Genomic DNA, 4,237 nt, shown 5'->3' with positions numbered 1-4,237 from the left:
GTCCCCGACCACGCCCGGGCGGGGGCGGTCGTCGTGCCCGCGACCGGGGGGCGGACGCTCGCCCGCGCGGTGACCCGGGCGGTCGAGGACTCGGGGGCGCGCAAGGTCCTCGTGCTCGCGACGGGTGCGGCCGGGACCGCGGTGCTGCCCGGTCCGTCGCCGCGCTCCGTCGACGGCGACGACCTCGAGGTGGAGGTCGTGACCGGCCTGAGCGAGGTGCAGGTCGTGGTGGGCGCGGCGACCCGGGCCGGCCTCGCCCCCGTCACGACGAGCGAGGAGCAGCAGGACGCCGTCCTGGCCGCCGTGCGCGGCCTGCGAACGGTCGTGCTCGACGGTGGTCCCGGTGGGGACGCGACGGTCCCCGAGGGGATCCTCCCGGTGCTCGGGACGGCCGAGGTCGTCACCCTCGTCGCCGCTCAGGACACCTCACCCGCCGGGATCGCGACCCTCGTCGACGCCCTCGTGGCCGGGCACCCGGACCTCGAGGTCGTCGTGCTCGAGGGCGGCGGCGAGGGCAGCCGGCTGGAGGTGGGGATCGAGTGACCGCACAGCCCGACAGGCTCCTCGAGCCGCTGGACCGGGTGGTCGGCAAGCGCACCGCCGAGGCCCTCGATGCGCTGGGGGTGCGGACCGTGGGGGACCTGGTGCGGCACTACCCGCGTCGCTACGCCGAGCCGGGGCGGCTCACCGACCTGTCCGAGCTCGCCCTCGGCGAGCACGTGGCCGTCATGGCGCAGGTGCGCCAGGCGACCGTCCGGACGATGCGCTCCCGCGGCGGCTCCTTGATGCAGGTGAGCGTCACCGACGGCACGCGCGACCTGCAGCTCACGTTCTTCGCCAAGAGGTCCGGCGCGCTACGGAGCCACGAGCACCGGCTCCGGCCCGGCAAGGTCGCGCTGTTCACGGGCACCGTGGGGGAGTACCGGGGAGCGCTGCAGCTCACCCACCCCGACTACCAGGTGATCGGTGAGGACGTCGACGACGAGGCCGCGGTGCTGGTCGAGGCCACGCGCCCGATCCCCATCTACCCCTCGAGCGCCGCCCTGCCCACCTGGCGCATCCAGCGCGCGGTCCGCACCGTGCTCGACACCCTGACCGAGGCCGACCTGCCGGACCCGGTGCCGGCCGAGATCCTCGAGCACCGAGGCCTGGTCAGCCTGCACGAGGCCTTGCGCGGGGTGCATGCGCCCTTCGCCGACCTCGACTGGCGTCGCGGGCAGGACCGGCTGCGGTACGAGGAGGCCTTCGTCCTGCAGGCCGCCCTCGCCCGGCGCCGCGCGGTCGTGGCCGCCGAGCACGCCGTCGCCCGACCACGGCGGGACGGACCGAGCCTGCTCGCCGACTTCGACGCGCGCCTGCCGTTCGCCCTCACCCCTGGGCAGGTCGAGGTCGGTGAGCAGGTCGGCACGGATCTCGAGCGCCCGCAGCCGATGCAGCGACTGCTCCAGGGGGAGGTCGGTTCGGGCAAGACGGTCGTCGCCCTGCGCGCCATGCTCCAGGTGGTCGACGCCGGCGGGCAGGCCGCGCTCCTCGCGCCGACCGAGGTGCTCGCCGCGCAGCACCTGCGCAGCCTGCGGGCCCTGCTGGGACCTCTCGCCGAGGAAGGCCTGCTCGGCGGGGCCGAGCGCGCGACCAGGGTGGTGCTGCTGACCGGGTCGCAGTCGACGGCGGCCCGGCGCGAGGCCCTCCTGGACGCAGCCTCCGGGCGGGCAGGGATCGTGGTCGGCACCCATGCGTTGCTGAGCCCCTCGGTGCAGTTCGCCGAGCTCGGGCTCGTCGTGGTCGACGAGCAGCACCGGTTCGGCGTCGAGCAGCGCGATGCGCTGCGGACCCGGGCGGGGGTGCCGCCCCACCTGCTGGTCATGACCGCGACACCCATCCCGCGGACCGTGGCGATGACCGTCTTCGGCGACCTCGAGACCTCGATGCTGCTCGACGTCCCCGCCGGGCGACCGGGCATCACGACCCACGTGGTCCCTGCGGACAACGAGGCATGGCTGACTCGCACCTGGCAGCGGGTGCGCGAGGAGGTCGACGCGGGGCACCGGGTCTACGTCGTGTGCCCGCGGATCAGCCCGGACGACCCTGCCGAGGGGGGCGCCGCGGCCGAGGAGGGGTGGGAGCCCGCCCGCGAGGACGACGGGGGAGCTGCGCGGCCGGCCACGCCGCTGCGTGCGGTGCTCGAGGTCGCCGAGGAGCTCGCGGCCATGCCCGACCTCGCGGGGATCGAGGTCGGGGTCCTGCACGGGCGGATGCCGCCGGCCGAGAAGGACGAGGCCATGGCGCGCTTCTCCTCGGGGCAGCTCCAGGTCCTGGTCGCCACGACCGTGGTCGAGGTCGGTGTGGACGTGCCCGAGGCCACCGTCATGGTGATCCTCGACGCCGACCGCTTCGGGCTCTCCCAGCTCCACCAGCTGCGTGGCCGGGTGGGTCGTGGCCGGGCCCCCGGGCTCTGCCTGCTGGTCTCCGCGGCGGCCGAGGGCACCGACGCGGCCACCCGGGTGCGCACCCTGGCCGAGACCACCGACGGCTTCCGCCTGGCGGGTGTGGACCTCGAGCTGCGGCGGGAGGGGGACGTGCTCGGCGCCTCGCAGTCCGGTGGTCGTAGCTCGCTGCGCCTGCTGCGGGTCGTCCGCCACGGGGACGTGATCGCCGAGGCGAGGCAGGACGCCACCCCGCTCGTCGTGGCCGACCCGGACCTGTCCCGCTGGCCGGTGCTCAGGGAGGCCATCGGCACGTGGCTCGACCCGCGTCGCGAGGAGTTCCTGGACCGTGCCTGAGGGTCCGGTGCCCCGCACCTAGGCTGGACCGGTGACCAGGATCGTGGCAGGACGTGCCGGTGGACGCACCCTCAAGGTGCCGCCCCGGGGCACCCGACCCACCAGCGACCGGGTCCGCGAGGCGCTCTTCTCGCGGCTCGAGCACCGCGGCCTGCTCGACGGCACGGTCGTGCTCGACCTCTACGCGGGGTCGGGGGCGCTCGGGCTCGAGGCGGCGAGCCGGGGTGCCCGGCAGGTGGTGCTCGTCGAGTCAGCACGGGCGGCGGCCGAGGTCTGCCGGCAGAACCTGCGCACCGTGGGCCTGACGGGGGTCGACGTCGTCGCGGCGACGGTCGCCTCGTACCTGCGCACGCCGCCGGGGGCCGACGGCGACCTGGCCGACCTCGCGCTGCTCGACCCGCCCTACGACGTCGGGGAGGAGGACCTCGCCGAGGTGCTCGAGCTCCTCGCGCCGCACCTGGCCCCGGGGGCCGTGGTGGTGGTCGAGCGCTCGGCCAGAAGCCCTGAGCCACGGTGGCCGGTCCCGGCCCTCGCGCTCGCCGACCGGCGCGGGTACGGGGACACGGCCCTGTGGTTCGCCGAGAGAGCGGCCTAGAGTGGCTCCGTGACCATCGCCGTCTGCCCCGGGTCCTTCGACCCGATCACCCTCGGGCACCTCGACGTCGTCCGCCGCGGGGTGAGGCTCTTCGACGAGGTGGTCGTGGGCGTCGCGCGGAACGCGAGCAAGAGCGCCCTGCTGAGCGTCGAGGACCGGGTCGGTCTCGCGCGCTCGGCCGTCGCCGAGATCCCCGGGGTGCGGGTCGAGGTCGTGCCGGGGCTCCTGGTGGACTTCTGCCAGGAGATCGGCGCGACGGCCCTGCTCAAGGGTCTGCGTGGCGGCGCCGACTACGACGCCGAGCTGCCGATGGCCCTGATGAACCGGCACCTGACCGGGATCGAGACGGTCTTCGTCCCGGCGGACCGCGGGGTCGCCCACATCGCCTCCTCGTTGGTCAAGGACGTCGCGCGGCACGGCGGGCGCGTCGAGGACCTCGTCCCACCCGGCGTCGCCGAGGTGGTCCGTGCCCGGCTGCGGGCCCACGCCGAAGGAGCACGAGGATGAACCCGGGCGCACCAGGGTCGGGGACCGGCGGCTCTGCGGAGCCAGACCCCGCGGGCGTCCGGTCCGAGGGGCTCACCGGCATCCTCGAGGCCCTCGAGCAGGCCGTCGCCCAGGCCCGCGCCATGCCGATGTCCTCCTCGGTGCTGGTCAACCGGGCCGAGGTCATGGACCTGCTCGGCCAGGCCCGCGCCGTGCTGCCCACCCAGCTGACCGAGGCCGACGAGGTCCTGGCCGGGGCGGACCATGTCCTCACACAGGCGCGGGCCGAGGCCGAGGGGATCGTCGCCGCCGCGCGCCGCCGCGCCGAGGAGCTCGTCAGCACCGAGCCGGTGGTCGCTGCGGCCGAGGTCCGGGC

At 75.5% G+C, this 4,237-nt stretch carries 4 protein-coding genes and 1 pseudogene; all 5 read left to right on the top strand.

The genetic code is table 11. From position 1 onward, the window contains the following. On the top strand, positions 1-543 hold a 543-nt coding region (locus L0B03_RS14615; protein WP_250447067.1), incomplete at its 5' end, for a hypothetical protein. Next, positions 540-2,780, top strand: a complete 2,241-nt coding sequence (locus tag L0B03_RS14610) for an ATP-dependent DNA helicase RecG (protein WP_250447064.1) — start codon at positions 540-542, stop codon at positions 2,778-2,780. The genes L0B03_RS14615 and L0B03_RS14610, both read left to right, overlap by 4 nt. A 31-nt stretch (positions 2,781-2,811) precedes the next feature. Further along, positions 2,812-3,375, top strand: a complete 564-nt coding sequence (gene rsmD / locus L0B03_RS14605; RefSeq protein WP_250447061.1) for a 16S rRNA (guanine(966)-N(2))-methyltransferase RsmD — start codon at positions 2,812-2,814, stop codon at positions 3,373-3,375. 9 nt (positions 3,376-3,384) lie between these two features. Further along, positions 3,385-3,882 (top strand): pantetheine-phosphate adenylyltransferase, encoded by a 498-nt coding sequence (gene coaD / locus L0B03_RS14600; RefSeq protein WP_250447058.1) that lies wholly within the window; start codon positions 3,385-3,387, stop codon positions 3,880-3,882. Beyond that, positions 3,879-4,237 (top strand): annotated as a pseudogene (locus tag L0B03_RS14595) (hypothetical protein); the annotation flags it as partial. The gene coaD and the pseudogene L0B03_RS14595, both read left to right, overlap by 4 nt.

This window comes from Actinotalea sp. C106 (assembly GCF_023630195.1).
Lineage (GTDB): Bacteria > Actinomycetota > Actinomycetes > Actinomycetales > Cellulomonadaceae > Actinotalea.
Note: the sequence above shows the minus strand (reverse complement) of the source record. Positions and strands in the feature narration are given on the sequence as shown.